Here is a 17,168-nt window from a genome sequence, read left to right as displayed (position 1 = left end):
GCGCCGGATAGGTTGTGGCCATGACTGCCCCCACCACGGAGACGGTGTTCACCTACGGCGCGCCTGCGCTGAAGTTCGGCGCCGGCGCCTCGGCGGAGATCGGCTTCGACCTCCAGCAGTACGACGCCCGCCGGGTGCTGCTGGTGACCGACCCCGGCGTGGCCGGCACGGGGCACCCCGAGCGGATCGCCGAGCAGGTCCGGGCCGCCGGGATCGAGGTCGTGGTGTTCGACCGGGCCCGGGTGGAGCCGACCGACGCCTCGCTGGTCGAGGCCGTCGAGTTCGGCCGCGGCGAGGGCCCCTTCGACGCCTACGTGGCCGTGGGCGGCGGGTCGGCGATCGACACCGCGAAGGCGGTCAACCTGCTCGGCAGCAACGACGGGGAGCTGCTGGACTACGTCAACGCCCCGGTCGGGAAGGGCCGGGCGCCGACCCGACCGCTGAAGCCCCTGGTGGCGGTCCCGACCACCACCGGCACCGGCAGCGAGAGCACCACGATCTGCGTCCTCGACGTGCTCGACCAGCACGTGAAGACCGGGATCAGCCACCCGCGGCTGCGGCCCACGCTGGCCGTGGTCGACCCGGACCTGACCATGAGCCAGCCGACCATGGTCACCGCGGCCTCGGGGATGGACATCCTCTGCCACGCCCTCGAGTCCTACACCGCCCGCTGGTTCGCCGGGTTCCCCGCGAAGAGCGCCGAGCAGCGGGTGCCGTACTGCGGGGCGAACCCGATCGCCGACATGTGGTCGGAGAAGGCGCTGTCGCTGCTCGCCGGGGCGTTCCGGGCCGCGGTCGCCGACGGCGGGGACCGGGCGGCCCGCGAGCAGATGGCCCTGGCCGCGACCTTCGCCGGGATGGGCTTCGGCAACGCCGGCGTGCACATCCCGCACGCCAACGCCTACCCGGTGGCGGGCCGGGTCCGGGACTACCGGCCGGCCGGCTACCCGCAGGACGAGCCGATCGTGCCGCACGGGATGGCCGTCTCGCTGACGGCCCCCGCGGCGTTCCGGTTCACCTTCGAGGCCGGCCCCGACCGACACCTGCGGGCGGCGCGACTCCTGGCCCCGGACACCTCGGAGACCGATGGCCCCGACCTGCTCCCGACGGTGCTGGGTGCGCTGATGCGCGACATCGGCCTGCCGAACGGGCTGGGCGAGGTCGGCTACGGGGAGGACGACGTGGACGACCTCGTGGCCGGCTCGCTGCAGCAGCAGCGGCTGCTGGCGACCGCGCCGCGCGAGGTCACCGCCGAGGACCTCGCCGGCGTGTTCGGGGAGTCCCTGCAGCTGTGGTGACCGACCAGCTGCTCCGGGACCTCGCCCGGGCCGGTGTGGGCGACGCCTCCGCCGCCACCCTCGACCGGGCGCTCTACTCCTCCGACTCCTCGCTCTACCGGATCGTGCCGCAGGCGGTGGCCCGACCGCGCAGCACCGACGAGCTGCTGGCGGCCGTGCAGGTGGCCCGGGAGGCCGGCGTGCCGGTCACGATGCGCGGGGCCGGGACCTCGATCGCCGGCAACGCGGTCGGCCCCGGGCTGGTGCTCGACACCAGCCGGCACCTCAACCGGGTGCTCGCGGTCGACCCCGAGGCCCGCACCGCGACCGTGCAGCCGGGCATCGTGCACGCCGGCCTGCAGCGCCGGGTCGCGCCGCACGGGCTGCGCTTCGGCCCCGACCCCTCGACCCACACCCGCTGCACGATCGGCGGGATGATCGGCAACAACGCGTGCGGCTCCCGAGCCCTCGGCTACGGGCGCACCGCCGACAACGTGGCCGGGCTGCGGGTCGTGCTCGGCGACGGCACGGTCCTGGACGCCGGGTCGGGGGAGGGGCCGCTGACCCGGCTCGTCGACGACCACCTCGAGCACGTGCGCACCAGCTTCGGCCGCTTCGGCCGGCAGGTCAGCGGCTACTCGCTGGAGCACCTCCTCCCCGAGAACGGCCGGCGCCTGGACCGGTTCCTGGTGGGCTCCGAGGGGACGCTGGCGGTAGTGCTCGAGGCGACCGTCGAGCTGGTGCCCGAGCCCGGCGCGACGGCGCTCGCGGTGCTCGGCTACCCCTCGATGGCCGACGCGGCCGACGACGTGCCCGGGCTGCTCGCGGGCGACCCGCTGGTGGCGTGCGAGGGTCTGGACGCCCGGATCGTCGACGTCGTGCGGGCGGCAGGGAAGAGCGTGCCTGACCTGCCGCGCGGCGCCGGCTGGCTGTTCGTCGAGGTCAGCGCCGACACCGCCGCGGAGGCCGAGGCCCGGGCCGGCCGGGTGGTCGCGCTGGCGGGGGCGACGGAGGCCCGGGTCGTCACCGGCGCCGCCGAGCAGGCCGCGCTCTGGCGGATCCGCGAGGACGGCGCCGGACTGGCCGCACGCAGCCTGGGCCGGCCGGCGTACTCGGGCTGGGAGGACGCGGCCGTCCCGCCGGAACACCTGGGCGAGTGGCTGCGCGACTTCGACGCACTGCTCCGCGAGCACCGCCTCGACGGGGTGCCCTACGGCCACTTCGGCGACGGCTGCGTGCACGTGCGGATCGACTTCGAGTTCGACGACGGCGGACAGCGGTTCCGCACCTTCCTCACCGAGGCGGCCGACCGGGTCGCGGCGTACGGCGGCTCGCTGTCCGGCGAGCACGGCGACGGTCGGGCCCGCTCCGAGCTGCTGCCGCGGATGTACGACGCGGACTCGCTGCGGCTCTTCGCCGCGGCCAAGGCGATCTGCGACCCCGACGGCCTGCTCAACCCCGGCGTGCTGGTCGACCCCGACCCGCTCGACGGAGCGCTGCGCCCGGCCCGGCCGGTCGCGGGCGTGCGGCCGCTGCTGAGGCTCACCCACGACGGCGGCTCGCTCGGCCGCGCCGCGCACCGCTGCACGGGGGTCGGCAAGTGCTTGGCCGACAACACCGGGCCGGGTGGGGTCATGTGCCCCTCCTACACCGCGACCCGGGACGAGAAGGACTCCACCCGGGGTCGGGCCCGGGTGCTGCAGGAGGCCCTCGACGGGGACCTCGTCGACGGGCTCCGGGACCCGGCGGTGCACGAGGCGCTGGACCTGTGCCTGTCCTGCAAGGGCTGCGCCCGGGACTGCCCCACGGGCGTGGACATGGCGACGTACAAGTCCGAGGTGCTGCACCAGACCTACGGCGGCCGGTGGGGCGCCCTCAAACGACCTCGGTCGCACCTGGCCCTGGGGAGGCTGCCGCTGTGGGCCCGGCTGTCCGCGCCGGTGGCTCCGGCCCTGAACGCCGCCCTTCGGCTCGGCCCGGTGCTGCGGCTGGCCCGGGCCGGCGCCGGCATCGACCAGCGCCGAGGGGTGCCCCGCTTCTCCTCGCGCACCCTGCGCCGGACCGTCCGGGCCCCCTCGGCTCCGGTCCGGGACCTCGACCGGCCGGACGTGTGGCTGTGGGCCGACACCTTCACCGACCACTTCGCCGTCGAGTCGGGGCAGGCCGCGATCCGGCTGCTGGAGGCCGCCGGGCTGCGGGTCGGCGTGATCCCCGAGACCGCCTGCTGCGGCCTCACCTGGATCACCACCGGCCAGCTCACCCAGGCCCGACGGATCGTGGCCCGCACCGTGGCCACCCTGCACCCGTACGTCGTCGACGGCACCCCGGTCATCGGGCTGGAGCCCTCGTGCCTGGCGACCATGCGCAGCGACGCCGTCGAGCTCGTCGACGACCCGCGCGCCGCCGAGGTGGCGGCGGGGCTGCGCACGCTGGCCGAGGTGCTGACCGGGCTGGACGGGTGGACGCCGCCGGACCTCAGCGGGGTCGAGGTGGTGGCCCAGCCGCACTGCCACCACGCCTCCGTGCTCGGCTGGGAGGCCGACGCGGCGCTGCTGCGACGGGCCGGTGCGCAGGTGACCCGGGTCGGCGGCTGCTGTGGGCTGGCCGGCAACTTCGGGGTGGAGAAGGGGCACTACGAGGTCTCGGTCGCGGTGGCCGAGCACGACCTGCTCCCCGCGGTCCGCGCCGCCGGGACCGACGCCGTGGTGCTCGCGGACGGGCTGTCCTGCCGCACCCAGCTGGAGGACCTCGAGGGCGTCCCCGCCATCCACCTCGCGCAACTGCTCGCCTCTAGACTTCAGGCATGAACCCGCGCTACCGCCGACTCGTGATCCCCGTGGCGCTGGGCGGGCTGCTGGTCCTCGTCGTCGTCGCCGCCCTGGTCAAGTAGTGGCTGCCGAGCCTCTCCTCCGGGCACTGAACCGACTGCGTGGCCTGGTCCTCGACGACCAGGTGCTGGTGCGGGCGGTGGCCTCCGGCCGCCGGCGGGGCGAGCAGCCGCGGTGGAAGCGGGTCGAGCTGCGCTACGTCGACCTGAAGGCGGGCCGGCACCTCCAGGTCACGTCCTACGACGCCACCCAGGCGCACACCGCGAACCACGCGCTGGGCGCGGCCGCCCGGGACGCCGTCGACGACCTGCTCGAGGAGCCGTTCGGCAACTGGCACGTCGAGACCAGCACCGAGCAGCACCAGCTGCGGGTGACCAAGAGGCTCGAGGCGCTGGTGCACACCACCCGGCGGCCCGAGGCGGTCGCCGCGCAGCGCGGCCACGACCAGGCCAAGGACCGGCTGCTGCCCGAGGACGACCCGGTGCTGCGGGCGCTCGGCATCGCCTCGGACGAGGGCCGGATCCTGCCCAGCCGGCAGGCGAAGTACCGCCAGGTCGAGGAGTTCCTTCGGCTCCTCGACGCCTCGGTCACCGACGCGATCGACAAGGGACACCTGCGCCGCCCCACGGCGGAGGACCCGCTGAGGATCGTCGACCTCGGGTGCGGCAACGCCTACCTGACCTTCGCCGCGCACCGCTTCCTGGGCACCGTGCGCGGCCTGCCTGTCGAGCTGACCGGCGTCGACGTCAAGGAGCAGTCGCGCCGGCACAACGAGGAGGTGGCCGCGGGGCTCGGGGTGGAGCGGAGCACCCGGTTCGCGGTCGGCTCCATCGGCACCGCCGAGCTCGACCCGGCGCCCGAGGTGGTGCTGGCGCTGCACGCCTGCGACACCGCCACGGACGACGCCCTCGCCCGCGCCCTGCGCTGGGAGGCGCCGGTGGTCCTGGCCGCCCCCTGCTGCCACCACGACATCGCCGCCCAGCTGCGGCGCAGCCCCACCCCGGCGCCGTACTCGCTGCTGACCCGGCACGGCATCCTGCGGGAGCGCTTCGCCGACACCCTCACCGACGCCCTGCGCGCGGCGCTGCTGCGGCGGGAGGGGTACCGGGTCGACGTGGTCGAGTTCGTCGAGAGCGCGCACACGCCGCGCAACACGCTGCTGCGGGCGGTCCGGACCGGTCGCCGGGTGACCGGCGGCTCGGTGGCCTCGGAGTACGACGACCTGGTCGCCGCCTGGCAGGTCCGGCCCCGGCTGGGGGAGCTGCTCGCCGACCCCTCGGGACGGGCCGATGCGTGAGCTGCTCGCGCTCGGAGCGGTGGGCCTGACCTTCGCGCTGGGCGCGGCGGCGACACCGACCGCCGAGGAGCCCGAGCTGGTCGTGCGGCTCGCGGACCCCGAGATCCTGGAGTCCAGCGGCCTGGTCGTCGACGGCGACCTGGCGGTGACCGTGAACGACTCCGGCGACGGCTCCCGGATCTTCACCGTCGACCTGGGGACCGGCGAGACCGTCGGCACCACGACCTGGCCGGGGGAGTCGGTCGACAACGAGGCGCTGGCGCCGGCCGGCCCGGACCGGGTGTGGGTCGCCGACATCGGCGACAACCGCCGGGCCCGGGACGCGGTGACGGTCACCCGGGTGCCCTACGGCACCGGTTCCTCCAGCGCCCCGGACGACGCGTTCACGCTCACCTATCCGGGCGGGCGGGCGGCCGACGCCGAGGCCCTGCTGCGGCATCCGGTCACGGGTCGGCTGTACGTGGTCACCAAGGGGGTGGTCGGGGGCAGCGTCTACGCCGCCCCCAGCGACCTGCGGCCGGAGGGCACGAACCGGATGGACCTGCTCGGCCCGGCGCCGGGGCTGGTCACCGACGGCGCCTTCCTGCCCGACGGGGAGCACCTGGTGCTGCGCAACTACAGCCAGGCGTTCGTGCTGACCTTCCCGGAGCTGGAGTCGGTCGGCGACTTCCGGCTGCCCGACCAGGAGCAGGGGGAGGGGCTCGCCGTGGGAGCGGACGAGCGGCTCTACCTCTCCTCCGAGGGCGCCCGGTCGCCGATCCTGCGGCTCGCCCTGCCCGACGACGTACGCGAGGCGATGGCGGCCGCGGCGGCACCGCCGACGCCGCCGACCGCCTCCCCGGAGCCCGAGCCCGGCCCGCCGGTGCCCCCGACCTCCGCCTCGGACTTCCAGCGCGACCCCTGGCAGTGGGCCGCCGGTGGCCTGGTCTTCGTCGTCGCCTTTCTCCTCCTGATCCTCTCCCTCCGCCCCCGCTGACCCCCGCGCCTTCTGGATAGTCCACGAAGTTCGAGTCGTCCTGGGGCCAGATCCGCGACTCGAACTTCGTGGACTATCGGGGAGGATGGGGGGATGGGGATCCGGATCACGGTCGTGCAGGGGGACATCACAGAGCAGCGGGTCGATGCGGTGGTGAACGCGGCGAACCGGGGGATGCGCGGCGGGGGCGGCGTCGACGGCGCGATCCACGCCGCCGGCGGCCCCGAGGTGCTGGCCGACTGCGTCCGCCGGTTCCCCCACGGCCTCGCCACCGGGGCCGCCGGCTGGACCACCGCGGGGCTGATGCCGGCCCGGTGGGTCATCCACGTCGTCGGCCCGAACCACCGGGCCGGTGAGACCGACCGGTCGCTGCTGCTCTCCTGCTACTCCGGTGCGCTCGCGGTCGCCGACGAGCTGGGTGCGGGCACCGTGGCCTTCCCGCTGGTCAGCGCCGGCGTTTACGGCTGGCCGCGCGCGGACGCGATCGCCGCCGCGCTCGAGGCGCTGGGCTCGACCCCCACGTCGGTGGTCGAGGCCCGGCTGGTCGCCTTCGACGCCGCTGCGCACGCCGAGATCGGCGCAGCCCTGTCCGGTCGGCCCGGGTCCTGACCCGGGCCCCGGCTCAGAGCCGCTCGACCACGTGGTCGATGCAGGCGGTGAGGGCCTCGACGTCGGCGGGGTCGATCGCGGGGTACATCGCGATCCGCAGCTGGTTGCGGCCCAGCTTGCGGTACGGCTCGGTGTCGACGATGCCGTTCGCGCGGAGCACCTTCGCCACGACGGAGGCGTCGACCGCGTCGTCGAAGTCGATGGTGCCGATGACCAGCGACCGGTGCCCCGGCTCCACGACGTACGGCGCGGTGAAGGGCGTCCGCTCCGCCCAGCCGTACAGCACCTCCGAGGACGCGGTGGTCCGCTCCACCATCCCGGCCAGCCGGCCGTGGGCGTTCATCCAGTCCAGCTGCTCGGCCATGAGGAACAGCGTGGCGACCGACGGGGTGTTGTAGGTCTGGTTCTTGCGGGAGTTGTCGATCGCGGTCGGCAGGTCGAAGAACGCCGGAACGTGCCGCCCCGAGGCGGCGATCTCGTCCACCCTGGCGAGCGCCCGCGGCGACATCGCCGCCAGCCACAGCCCGCCGTCCGAGGCGAAGCACTTCTGGGGCGCGAAGTAGTAGGCGTCGACCTCGGCGAGGTCGACCGGCAGCCCGCCGGCGCCGGAGGTGGCGTCGACCAGCACCAGCGCGTCGTCGTCGATCCCGGACGGGCGGCGCACCGGTGCCATCACCGCGGTCGAGGTCTCGTTGTGCGCCCAGGCGTAGGTGTCCACGCCGTCCTCGGCGACCGGGTCCGGCCGCGAGCCGGGGTCGCTGGCGATCACCGACGGCTCCTCCAGCCACGGAGCGGCGGCCGCGGCCTGCGCGAACTTCGCGGAGAACTCCCCGAAGGACAGGTGCTGGCTGCGCACCCGGACCAGCCCGTAGGTCGCGACGTCCCAGAACGCGGTGGCGCCGCCGTTGCCGAGCACGATCTCGTGCCCCTCCGGGAGCGAGAACAGCTCGGCCAGCCCCTCGCGGACCCGCCCCACCGTGTCGCGGACCGGGGCCTGCCGGTGCGAGGTGCCGAGCAGCGACGAGCCGGTCGCGGCGAGCGCGTCGAGGTGCCCGGTCTGGATCTTGGACGGGCCGGCGCCGAACCGGCCGTCGGCGGGCAGGAGGTCCGCCGGGATCGTGATCGGGGCGGGCGCGGCGTCGGTCATGGGCAACCTTCTCGAGGGGGCGGGCGCGTTCCCTGACGGCGCTGTCAGCGGAGACCTATTGTGTCACCCGACAACAGTCCGCACGAACGGAGTCCGAGCCATGGTGGCGAATCCCGGGTACGCCGACCAGCGCAGCAAGCGCCTCGTCCTGCGGGTCGTGGGCGTGGTCGCCATGACGATCGCCCTGGCCCTGACCACGATCGCGCTGCTCGACTTCTTCACCTTCGACAGCGGCTTCGCCGACCCGTTCTCGGACGAGGCCATGTCCGCCGAGCCCACGAAGTTCTGGATGTTCTTCCTCGCCCTGCCGTTCTTCGTGGCGGGGGCGGCCTGCCTGCAGGCGGGGTTCCTCGGCGCGGCCAGCCGCTTCGCGGCCGGGGAGACCATGCCCGTGGCACGCGACTCGATGGAGTACCTCACCCGCGGGCAGGGGCTGGGCAACCTCGGCCGGGCCGAGCCCGCCGACGGCCCCTACTGCCGCGGTTGCGGCACCCGGAACGACACCGACGCCCGCTTCTGCGACGGGTGCGGCCAGGGCCTTGCCTGACCCGACCGGCGCCGCGCTGCACGTCGTACGCCGCGGGCTCGGGCACCCGGACGCGCGGCGACTCGTCGAGGAGGTCCAGCAGGAGTACGTCGCGCGCTACGGCGGCCGCGACGACACCCCGGTCGACCCGGCCATGTTCGAGCCGCCGGCCGGCGCCTTCTTCGTGGGCTACCGCGGCAGCGCGCCGGTCGCGACCGGCGGGCTCCGGTTCCGCGCGGACCTCGAGGTCTGGGGGAGCCGGGCCACCGCCGAGATCAAGCGGATGTACGTCGTCCCGTCGGCGCGGGGCGCCGGTCTGGCCCGCCGCATGCTGGCCCACCTCGAAGCGGTGGCCCGATCCCACGGCGCCGAGGTGATGGTCCTGGAGACCGGGGCGCGGCAGCCGGAGGCCCTGGCGCTGTACGCCTCGTCGGGCTACCGGCCGATCCCCGGCTTCGGCCACTACCGGGACTCCGAGCTCTCCCGCTGCCTCGCGGTGCGCCTCGTCGATCGGGTGGACTAGACCCGTTCCCGGGACAGGGGGCGGGACGGACGCCTACCCTCGACGGATGCTCGGACGACTTCCACTGATCCCGCGCGCGACCGCCCTGCTGGTCGCGCTCCTCTGCGCCCTGCTCGTGACCACCGTCGCCCCCGCCCAGGCGGTGCCGATCGAGGGGTACGCGTCGTACGACCCGCAGGAGAACTGCCGGCCCAAGGCCAAGCCCGGCACCAAGATGCTGGCCCGCTGGCTGGTCAACAAGCGCGGCGGCGCCCGTGGCCCGATCTCGCGCGTCTGCAGCTCCGGCGGGGTCTCCGAGCACAAGGAGGGGCGCGCCTTCGACTGGGTCCTGGACGCCACCAAGCCGCGGCAGCGGGAGAAGGCGAAGAAGCTCCTGAACCTGCTCTTCCGCACCAACGGCGCCGGGGAGCCGCACGCCAAGGCCCGCCGGATGGGGATCATGTACATCATCTGGAACGACCACATGTACCGCTCGTACCGGGAGTTCGAGAAGGACGACTACCTCAGCTCCAGCTGCCGCCGGAAGCGGACCTGCTCGAAGTCGCTGCGGCACCGCGACCACATGCACATCTCCCTGAGTCGCAAGGGCGGCCGGGGGAAGACCAGCTGGTACCTCGCCCGGAGCGGCGACTGACCGCCGCCTACCGTGGGCGCATGAGCCACCATCCCGCCGACTGGGACGCCGAGGCGTCGACGTTCGACGACGAGCCCGACCATGGGCTCACCGATCCCGCGACCCGGGAGGCGTGGCGCTCGCTCCTGCGGGCCGCGCTGCCGGCGGCCCCGGCCAGGATCGCCGACCTCGGCTGCGGCACCGGGACGCTCACGGTGCTGCTGGCCGAGGAGGGGCACCGGGTGCACGGCGTCGACTTCGCCCCGGCCATGGTCGAGCGGGCCCGCCGCAAGGCGCAGGACGCCGGCCTCGACGTCGACCTCACCGTGGCGGACGCCGCCGCGCCCGGCCTCGAGCCCGCGGCGTACGACGCGGTGCTGTGCCGGCACGTCCTGTGGGCGCTTCCGGATCCGGTGGCGGCGCTGCGCGGGTGGTTCGACCTGCTCGCACCCGGCGGTCGGCTCGTGCTGGTCGAGGGCCGGTGGGGCACCGGCGCCGGCATCGGGCCCGGGGAGTGCCGGCGGCTGGTGGAGCTGGCCGGCGGCACCGCGGAGGTCCGGCCGCTGCCGGATCCGGTGTACTGGGGCCGCCCGATCGACGACGAGCGCTACCTCGTCGTCGGTCGCGCCTGAGGCCGCTCGGACCGTCGACCGGGCCGGCCGCGAGGTCTAGGGTCGGAGGATGATCACCGCTGCGCACCTGCTGCTCTACGCCGAGGACCCGGACGCCGCCCGGGCGTTCCTGCGGGACGTGGTCGGGCTGCCCGGGGTCGACACCGGCGGCGGGTGGCTGATCTTCCGCTCCGGGCCCAGCGAGCTCGGCGTGCACCCCTCCTCCTGGGAGCACGAGGGTCGGGCCGGCGGCACCGACCAGCGGTTCGACGTCTCGTTGATGTGCGACGACCTTGCCGCCACGATGGCCGAGCTGTCGGGGCGCGGCGCCACCTTCGACGGCGACGTCGACGAGCAGCCGTGGGGGTCCACAGTGCGACTGGTGGTGCCCGGTGCGGGCAGCCTCATGCTCTTCCAGCCGACCTACGACCCGCCGGCGCTCGCGGCCGACGACACCACGACGATGTGGTGAGGGCGGCCCGGGTCTGCCTTCGGCCTCCTCAGGCGGACCAGGCGTCGTCCCAGCCGGCGATCTCGGTGGCCGGCCGCTCGGGCGGCCCCGCGTAGACCGCCGACGGACGGATCAGCCGGCCGGTGCGCTTCTGCTCGAGGATGTGGGCCGACCAGCCGCCGGTCCGGGCGCAGGTGAACATCGAGGTGAACATGTGCGCCGGCACCTCCGCGAAGTCGAGCACGATCGCGGCCCAGAACTCGACGTTGGTCTCCAGCACCCGGTCCGGCCGACGCTCCCGAAGCTCCTTGAGCGCTGCCTGCTCCAGGGCCTCGGCGACCTGGTAGCGGGGGGCGTCCAGCTCGCGGGCGGTGCGCCGCAGCACCCGGGCCCGCGGGTCCTCGGCGCGGTAGACGCGGTGGCCGAACCCCATGAGCCGCTTGCCGCGGTCGAGCAGGCCCTTGACGTACGCCGTCGCGTCGCCCGAGCTCTCCACGTCGGCGATCATGCCCAGCACCCGGCTGGGGGCGCCGCCGTGCAGCGGGCCGCTCATCGCGCCGATGGCTCCCGAGAACGCGGCGGCCACGTCGGCGCCGGTGGAGGTGATCACCCGGGCGGTGAACGTGGAGGCGTTCATGCCGTGCTCGGCCGCGCTGGACCAGTAGGCGTCGATCGCCTTGACGTGCTTGGGATCCGCCTCGCCCTTCCAGCGGATCAGGAACTTCTCCGCCAGGGTCGAGCCCTCGTCGACCTCCTTCTGGGGCACGATGGCCTGCCGGAGTCCGCGCGCCGACTGGGCGGCGTACGAGAGCACCATGACGGCGAGCCGGCCGATGTCCTCGCGGGCCTGCTCGTCGCTGATGTCGTAGGTCTGCCCGAACCCGAAGGCGGGGGCGAGCATCGCCACCGCGGCCTGCACGTCGACCCGGACGTCACCCGTGTGCACGGGCAGGTTGAAGGGCTCGGCCGGCGCCAGGCCGGGGGTGTAGGCGCCGTCGATGAGCAGGCCCCAGACGTTCTCGAACGGCACCCGGCCGACGATCTCCTCGATGTCGACACCGCGGTAGCGGAGGGCGGACCCTTCCTTGTCGGGCTCGGCGATCTCCGTCTCGAAGGCGACGACGCCTTCCAGTCCGTGGTGGACCTCGCTCATGGGTGCCGCTCCTCGGCTCGTGGGACTGATCTCGGGCATTGTGCCCCGCCACGGCCCGGAGTGCACGCGAGGCCCACGGGCGGGCGGCGGGCTAGGGTCGCACGCATGCGCGACGAGCTGGCCCGCCTCCGGGAGGAGTACGCCGACGCCGGCCTGGCCGAGAACGACCTGACCGCCGACCCGCTCGACCTGTTCGACCGGTGGCTGGAGCAGGCCCGAGCGGTGCGGGAGCCGAACGCGATGGTGCTCTCCACGGTCTCGGCCGACGGCCGCCCGTCCTCCCGGACGGTCCTGCTGAAGGGCCTCGACGAGCGCGGCTTCGTGTTCTTCACCAACCTCGGCTCGCGCAAGGGCAGGGAGCTGGCCGCGACCCCGGCCTGCGCCCTGCTGTTCGGCTGGTACGCCCTCGAGCGTCAGGTCCGGGTCGAGGGGACCGCCTCCGAGCTGCCCCGCGACGAGGTGGCGGCGTACTTCGGGTCCCGGCCGCGGGGCTCGCAGCTCGGGGCCTGGGCCTCGCCGCAGTCGGAGCCGATCACCGCCGAGGAGCTGGCCGCCCGGTACGCCGCGGCCGAGGCCCGGATGCCGGCCGAGGTGCCGGTGCCGGAGTTCTGGGGCGGGTACGTCGTGGCGCCCGAGGTCGTCGAGTTCTGGCAGGGCCGCCGCAACCGGATGCACGACCGCTGGTGCTACCGCCGCCCCGACGGAACCCCGTCCGCGGACCGGTCGGGACCGCCTCCGGAGAGCTGGACCGTCACCCGCCTGGCCCCCTGACCCGTCGCTCGTGTCGGGCCCCAGACCCTCGACCCGTCGCTTGTGTCGGGGGATAGTCCCGGACGTTCGAGCCCCTGTGGGCGGCGTGTCGGGGGTCCGAACGTCCGGGACTATCGCGGCCGGGGGGGGGGCGTACTGCGGGAAATGGGGCGACCCGCAGGCGTGCGCCTCGGTGGCGCGCCTCCGGGGGACGAGATCCGGAGCGCCTGCGGGTCGGGTGACTGCCGGTGGATTCGCTCACAGCGCGTGCCGCAAGCGAGGGCAGCGTGCTGCTAGCGGGCAGCCACCTCACGAGTCCCGAAAGAATTCACTGTTCGGACCACCTCCTTTCCCGTGTGCCACCACGCTACGTCGCCGACGCCGGCCGGGCCACCCTGTTTCTGGGCGGGACCCAGTAGTTGCAAAAGACAACCTTCTTTGAGAAGGTTGGCATGCGCAATCAATCTCACCGCCGAAGGAACCCGTGTCCGCGACCAGCTCCGCTCCAGGCCCGACCCCGCCTGCCGCCACATCCGCCGCCCCGGCCGCCGCCCCGGCCCGGCCGTCGGATCCGGGCGCCCCCATGACCCACCGCGAGGTGCTCGAGGCGCTGTCCGGCCTGCTGCTCGCCCTGTTCGTCGCGATGCTCTCCTCGACCGTGGTCACCAACGCCCTGCCGCGGATCGTCGCCGATCTCGACGGCAGCGCCTCCGGGTACACGTGGGTGGTCGTGGCGACGCTGCTCACCATGACCGCCTCCACTCCGATCTGGGGCAAGCTGGCGGACCTGTTCAGCAAGAAGATGCTGGTGCAGACCTCGCTCGGCATCTACGTCCTCGGCTCGCTCGCGGCCGGCTTCGCCCCCAGCATGGAGGCCCTGATCGGCGCCCGCGCCGTCCAGGGCCTGGGCGTCGGCGGGATCACCGCGCTGGTCCAAGTGGTGATCGCCTCGATGGTCTCCCCCCGGGAGCGCGGCCGGTACGCCGGCTACATCGGCGCCGTCTTCGCCATGGCCACCGTCAGCGGCCCGCTCATCGGCGGCGTCATCGTCGACACTCCCGGCCTCGGCTGGCGCTGGACCTTCTTCCTCGCGATCCCGATCGCGGTGGTCGCGCTCGTCGTCCTGCAGAGGACGTTGCACCTGCCCGTCGTACGACGCGACGTCCGGATCGACTACCTGGGCGCGCTGCTGCTGACCGGAGGCGTCTCGGTGCTGCTGGCCTGGGTCTCGCTGGCCGGCAACCAGTTCCCGTGGCTCTCGTGGGTGACAGCCGCCGCCGTCGCGGGCGGTGTGCTCATGCTCGTGGCCGCGGTGTACGTCGAGGCGCGGGTCGCCGAGGAGCCGGTGATCCCGCTGCGTCTCTTCGCCGACCGGACCACCCGGCTGGCGACCCTGGCCTCGGTGATGGTGGGCCTGGCGATGTTCGGGTCGACGGTGTACCTCTCGCAGTACTTCCAGATCGCCCGCGGCATGACCCCGACCCAGGCCGGCCTGATGTCGATCGCCATGGTCGGTGGCCTGCTCGTGTCGAGCATCGTCTCCGGGCGACGGATCACCACCCACGGCTTCTGGAAGAAGTACCTCGTCGTCGGGCTGGTGCTGGTCGTCGTCGGTCTCGCGCTCCTCGGCACGATCGACGCCACGACCTCACTGGTGGCGGTGGGGCTCTTCATGGCGGTGCTGGGCGTCGGCCTGGGCATGAGCATTCAGAACCTGATCCTGGCCGTCCAGAACAACACCGCCCAGCGCGACATGGGGGCGGCCAGCTCGGTCGTCGCCTTCTTCCGCTCTATGGGTGGCTCTATCGGCGTCTCGGTGCTGGGCGCGATCCTGGCCCACCAGGCCTCGGACAGCGTCGCGACCGGTCTGGCCCGGCTCGGCGTCTCCGGCGGCGGTGGCAGCGGCTCGATCCCCGATATGGGCGCGCTGCCGGGCCCGGTGCGTGCGGTCTTCGAGGCCGCCTACGGTGACGCCACCGGTCACCTCTTCCTGGTCGCCGTCCCCTTCGCGGTCGTCGCGCTGGTCTGCGTGGTGCTGATCGAGGAGGTGCCGCTGCGGACGTCGATCGACGACGTGGCGCCCGACCCGGAGGCGCGGCGGGCATGAGAGCCGCAGCCGCTGGGGACCCCGCCGTGCTGGCGCGGCTGGAGGAGCAGATGCGGGTGGCGGGTCGGCGCATGCGCCGCTCGGTGCAGGAGCGGGCGACCGCGATCGACCCCTCGCTGCCGGCGATCGGGTACGTCGTCCTGCAGTCGCTGCTCGACGGGGGCTCGTGCCGTCAGGTCGACCTGGCGGGCTCGCTGCAGGCGGACAAGGGCGCCGTGTCCCGGTCGGTGCAGCAGCTGCTCGACCTCGGCCTCGTCGAGCGGCTGGCGGACCCCACCGACGGGCGCGCCCGCCAGCTGGCGCTCACCGAGGCCGGCCGACGCCGGTTGCGGGTGGTCGCCGAGACCCGTCGTGCGACGTACGTCGACCGGCTGGCCGGGTGGAGCGACGACGAGCTCTCGGCCCTCGTCGCCGCGATGACCCGCTACAACCGCGATCTCGACCGCTGACCCCCGACCGCTGACCCGCCGACCCGTCGCTTGTGTCGCCCCCCGCACCGCCGACCCGTCGCTTGTGTCGGGGCCGGCCCGACACTCACGACGGGTCGAGGGGTGTGAGGCCGACACTCACGACGGGTCGAGGGGTGTGAGGCCGACACTCACGACGGGTCGGCGAGCCAGGCGGCGGTGTCGGGCGGCAGCAGTCGGGTGCCAGCGGTGCCAGCGGTGCCAGGGGTGCCGGTGCCAGGGGTGCCTGGGGCGTCCGGGTCGCCGTCGGGGTCGTCCGGCAGTGGGGCGCTTGCGATCAGGACCTCGCCGGCGGGGAGCGCCCGCGGTGTGGACCCGGTGTTGACGACGACGGTCAGGTCGCCGCGGCGCAGCACGAGCAGGTCGGTGTCGACGACCTCGACGGCCACCTCGTCGCCGGCGGTGGTCGCGACCGAGCGGCGCAGGGCCAGGGCCCGGCGGTAGAACTCGAGCGTCGAGTCCTGGTTGCCGGTCTGGGCGGCCACCGACTGCGGTCCCCACCCCTCGGGCTGGGGGATCCAGGGCTGGCCGCTGCCCGGCCCGAAGCCGTACGGCGCGTGGTCGCCCGACCATGGGATCGGGACCCGGCAGCCGTCGCGGCCGGGCTCGCCGGTGCGCAGGTAGGACGGGTCCTGCCGGTGCTCGGGGGCCACGTCCACCTGCTCCAGGCCGAGCTCCTCGCCCTGGTAGAGGTAGGCGGAGCCGGGCAGTGCCAGCATCGCCAGCGTCGCCGCCCGGGCGCGGGCCAGCCCACGCTCGCCGCCGCCGTACCGGCTGGGGTGCCGCTCGACGTCGTGGTTGCTCAGCACCCACGTCGCCGACGCGTCGACCAGCGCCATGGCCGACAGGGTCTGCTCGACGACCTCGGCGAAGGCGGCCGCCGACCACGGCGCGGTCAGCCAGTGGAAGTTGAAGGACTGGTGCAGCTCGTCGGACCGCACGAAGCGGGCCATCGAGTCCGAGGTCTGGGTCCAGGCCTCGGCGACGGCCATCCGGTCCCCGTCGTAGAAGTCCAGGACCTTGCGCCAGCGGCGGTACACCTCGTGCACCTCGGGCTGGTCCCACATCGGCTCGTCGCGCAGCGCGTCCCGCTCGACCATGGTCTGGGTGGAGTTCACCGCGCCGCTGCCGGCCTGCTCGTCCTGCCCGACGACCTGGTCGCGCAGGTCCTCGACCTTGTAGAGGCCGTGCGCGACGTCGATCCGGAAGCCGTCGACGCCCCGGTCCAGCCAGAACCGGAGCACGTCCTCGAACAGGTCACCGACGTCGGGGTGGCGCCAGTCGAGGTCGGGCTGCGTGGGGTCGAAGAGGTGGAGGTACCACTCGCCGTCCTCGACCCGGGTCCAGGCCGGGCCGCCGAAGACCGACTGCCAGTTGTTGGGCGGCAGGTCGCCCTCCGGGCCACGCCCCTGGCGGAAGAGGTACCGCGCCCGCTCGGGGCTGCCGGGGCCGGCCGCGAGTGCGGCGGCGAACCAGGCGTGCTCGGAGGAGGTGTGGTTGGGGACCAGGTCGACGATCACCCGCAGACCGAGCTCGTGGGCGCCTGCCAGGAGGTCGTCGGCCGCGGCCAGGTCGCCGAACAGCGGGTCGACCCCGGTGTAGTCGGCCACGTCGTAGCCGTGGTCGTGCTGCGGTGAGGGGTAGAAGGGGGTGATCCAGAGGGCGTCGACCCCGAGGTCGCGCAGGTAGGGGAGCCGGGCGGTGATGCCGGGCAGGTCGCCGACGCCGTCGCCGTCGCCGTCGGCGAAGGAGCGCACGTAGACCTCGTAGCAGACGGCCTGGCGCCACCACTCGCTCTTTGGATCGATAAAATCAGCCATGCCGGACATGGTT

General features: G+C 74.1%; 16 protein-coding genes. 13 read left to right on the top strand and 3 right to left on the bottom strand.

Going from position 1 to position 17,168, the window contains the following annotated elements; genetic code table 11:
• Positions 1-20 precede the first annotated feature (20 nt).
• The 5 genes from IE331_RS13925 (at position 21) to IE331_RS13905 (ending at position 6,987) form a co-directional block, all read left to right on the top strand.
• Complete coding sequence (locus IE331_RS13925; protein ID WP_192144074.1) at positions 21-1,298, top strand: hydroxyacid-oxoacid transhydrogenase; 1,278 nt, start codon at positions 21-23, stop codon at positions 1,296-1,298.
• A complete protein-coding gene (locus tag IE331_RS13920; RefSeq protein WP_201931804.1) occupies positions 1,295-4,084 on the top strand; it encodes an FAD-binding and (Fe-S)-binding domain-containing protein in 2,790 nt (929 codons plus the stop codon). Before IE331_RS13925 ends, IE331_RS13920 begins: the two co-directional genes overlap by 4 nt.
• A gap of 82 nt (positions 4,085-4,166) precedes the next feature.
• Entirely contained in the window at positions 4,167-5,402 is a 1,236-nt protein-coding gene (locus tag IE331_RS13915; protein WP_192144072.1) for a class I SAM-dependent methyltransferase, read from the top strand.
• Complete coding sequence (locus IE331_RS13910; RefSeq protein ID WP_192144071.1) at positions 5,395-6,378, top strand: hypothetical protein; 984 nt, start codon at positions 5,395-5,397, stop codon at positions 6,376-6,378. The genes IE331_RS13915 and IE331_RS13910 overlap by 8 nt, the downstream gene beginning before the upstream one ends.
• 93 nt (positions 6,379-6,471) lie before the next feature.
• Positions 6,472-6,987: a macro domain-containing protein gene (locus tag IE331_RS13905; protein WP_192144070.1), complete on the top strand. Its 516-nt coding sequence runs from the start codon at positions 6,472-6,474 to the stop codon at positions 6,985-6,987.
• Positions 6,988-7,000: 13 nt separating this feature from the next.
• On the opposite strand, the gene serC is transcribed toward IE331_RS13905, so the two are convergent.
• Positions 7,001-8,134, bottom strand: a complete 1,134-nt coding sequence (gene serC, locus IE331_RS13900) for a phosphoserine transaminase (protein WP_192144069.1) — start codon at positions 8,132-8,134, stop codon at positions 7,001-7,003.
• A gap of 100 nt (positions 8,135-8,234) precedes the next feature.
• Here serC and IE331_RS13895 point away from each other — a divergent pair, with 100 nt between their 5' ends.
• The 5 genes from IE331_RS13895 to IE331_RS13875 are packed head-to-tail and all read left to right on the top strand — an operon-like array spanning position 8,235 to position 10,879.
• Positions 8,235-8,681 carry a zinc ribbon domain-containing protein gene (locus IE331_RS13895; protein ID WP_192144068.1) on the top strand — a complete coding sequence of 149 codons (447 nt, stop codon included), beginning with the start codon at positions 8,235-8,237 and terminating at the stop codon, positions 8,679-8,681.
• Complete coding sequence (locus tag IE331_RS13890; RefSeq protein ID WP_225580158.1) at positions 8,674-9,183, top strand: GNAT family N-acetyltransferase; 510 nt, start codon at positions 8,674-8,676, stop codon at positions 9,181-9,183. Before IE331_RS13895 ends, IE331_RS13890 begins: the two co-directional genes overlap by 8 nt.
• Positions 9,184-9,229: 46 nt before the next feature.
• Entirely contained in the window at positions 9,230-9,817 is a 588-nt protein-coding gene (locus IE331_RS13885; RefSeq protein ID WP_192144067.1) for a hypothetical protein, read from the top strand.
• A gap of 20 nt (positions 9,818-9,837) precedes the next feature.
• Complete coding sequence (locus tag IE331_RS13880; RefSeq protein ID WP_192144066.1) at positions 9,838-10,428, top strand: class I SAM-dependent methyltransferase; 591 nt, start codon at positions 9,838-9,840, stop codon at positions 10,426-10,428.
• 49 nt (positions 10,429-10,477) lie between these two features.
• Entirely contained in the window at positions 10,478-10,879 is a 402-nt protein-coding gene (locus tag IE331_RS13875; RefSeq protein ID WP_192144065.1) for a VOC family protein, read from the top strand.
• Between the two features lie 28 nt (positions 10,880-10,907).
• On the opposite strand, the gene IE331_RS13870 is transcribed toward IE331_RS13875, so the two are convergent.
• Positions 10,908-12,011, bottom strand: coding sequence for a citrate synthase 2 (locus tag IE331_RS13870; RefSeq protein ID WP_192144064.1), 1,104 nt, complete (start codon positions 12,009-12,011; stop codon positions 10,908-10,910).
• Positions 12,012-12,116: 105 nt separating this feature from the next.
• Between IE331_RS13870 and pdxH the strand changes: the two genes are divergently transcribed.
• The 3 genes from pdxH (at position 12,117) to IE331_RS13855 (ending at position 15,317) form a co-directional block, all read left to right on the top strand.
• On the top strand, positions 12,117-12,782 hold the full coding sequence (gene pdxH / locus IE331_RS13865) for a pyridoxamine 5'-phosphate oxidase (protein ID WP_192144063.1): 666 nt from the start codon (positions 12,117-12,119) through the stop codon (positions 12,780-12,782).
• 562 nt (positions 12,783-13,344) lie between these two features.
• Entirely contained in the window at positions 13,345-14,868 is a 1,524-nt protein-coding gene (locus tag IE331_RS13860) for an MDR family MFS transporter (RefSeq protein WP_192144062.1), read from the top strand.
• Positions 14,865-15,317, top strand: a complete 453-nt coding sequence (locus IE331_RS13855; RefSeq protein WP_192144061.1) for a MarR family winged helix-turn-helix transcriptional regulator — start codon at positions 14,865-14,867, stop codon at positions 15,315-15,317. Before IE331_RS13860 ends, IE331_RS13855 begins: the two co-directional genes overlap by 4 nt.
• 149 nt (positions 15,318-15,466) lie before the next feature.
• Here IE331_RS13855 and IE331_RS13850 read toward each other — a convergent pair whose 3' ends face one another.
• A complete protein-coding gene (locus tag IE331_RS13850; RefSeq protein ID WP_201931803.1) occupies positions 15,467-17,155 on the bottom strand; it encodes a glycoside hydrolase family 13 protein in 1,689 nt (562 codons plus the stop codon).
• Positions 17,156-17,168: the final 13 nt, after the last annotated feature.

The sequence above is a fragment of the Nocardioides donggukensis genome (assembly GCF_014842875.1).
Lineage (GTDB): Bacteria > Actinomycetota > Actinomycetes > Propionibacteriales > Nocardioidaceae > Nocardioides > Nocardioides donggukensis.
Note: the sequence above shows the minus strand (reverse complement) of the source record. Positions and strands in the feature narration are given on the sequence as shown.